We start from the raw sequence: 1,201 nt of genomic DNA, 5'->3' as shown, positions 1-1,201 counted from the left end.
ACGCTGATCGACGCGTCGAGCGAGTTCAGCACGAAGATCGGCGGCTTGGCGGCGTCTGCGGCCTGCACCCCGAGCGGGGCGGCCAGGCAGAAGGCCGACAAGAAGGCCGTCAGGACGAGCGACGGGAGACGGGGCAACGCAGACAGCAGTTTCAAAGCCGGCACCAGCAGGAAAAGCTGGCATTTTAGGCGGGCGCAGCGTGCGCCCACCTTCAAAATGGCCTGCGAGCGCCTTTCTGTTCTGCGCTTCGTCAAAGGCCAGGCGTTACTCGTCGTCGCCGCCGAGGATGCCGCCGAGCAGCCCGCCGCCGGCGAAACCGCCCAGCACCGAGCCTTCTTCACGCCTGCCGCCGTTCTGCGGCGCGGCCGCGAACACGCGCGACGCGAGGCGCGAGAACGGCAGGCTCTGCAGCCACACCGTGCCCGGCCCGGTGACCTTCGCGAAGAACAGGCCCTCGCCGCCGAACAGCGCGGTCTTGATCTTGCCGACGTACTGGATCTCGAAGTTGACGTTGGGCGTCAGCGCGACGATGCAGCCGGTGTCGATCAGCAGCGTCTGGCCGGGCTGCAGCTCGCGCTTCATCACGGTGCCGCCGGCGTGCACGAAGGCGAGGCCGTCGCCCTCGAGCTTCTGCATCACGAAGCCCTCGCCGCCGAAGAAGCCGACCGACAGCTTCTGCTGGAAGAAGATGCCGAGCGACACGCCCTTGGCGGCGCACAGGAAGGCATCCTTCTGGCAGATCAGCGTGCCGCCGAGCTGGCGCAGGTCCATCGGCAGGATCTTGCCGGGGTACGGGGCCGCGAACGCGACCTTGCGCTTGCCCTGCCCCTGGTTGGTGTAGACGGTGGTGAACAGCGACTCGCCGGTGATCAGCCGCTTGCCGGCGCCGAGCAGCTTGCCGAAGATGCCGCCCTGGCTGGCCGAGCCGTCGCCGAAGACGGTGTCCATGCCGATGCCGGCATCCATGTACATCATGCTGCCGGCCTCGCCGACCGCCGCCTCGCCCGGGTCGAGTTCGACCTCGACGAACTGCATCTCCGAGCCCTTGATCTCGTAGTCCACCACGTCCATTGCCACGTTCATGCTCCTGGTTGAGAACGGGCGGATTCTGACATCGTCGGGGAGCGGCCAAATCTTTCGATGCGGCAGCAAGCCAGACTACTCATAGATCTTCGCCGCTGATGGCAACACAGACTGTCTC

At 66.5% G+C, this 1,201-nt stretch carries 1 protein-coding gene and 1 pseudogene; both read right to left on the bottom strand.

From position 1 onward, the window contains the following. Positions 1–254: pseudogene (locus AC1D15_RS33190) on the bottom strand (hypothetical protein); the annotation flags it as partial. A 10-nt stretch (positions 255–264) separates the two neighbouring features. Continuing rightward, the gene (locus tag AC1D15_RS33185; protein ID WP_047513401.1) at positions 265–1,077 is read right to left on the bottom strand and encodes a TIGR00266 family protein; all 813 of its coding nucleotides are present in this window, start codon (positions 1,075–1,077) and stop codon (positions 265–267) included. Positions 1,078–1,201 lie beyond the last annotated feature (124 nt).

The organism is Rhizobacter sp. P2_H2 (genome assembly GCF_056403375.1).
This window is presented reverse-complemented; position numbering and strand designations above follow the sequence as displayed.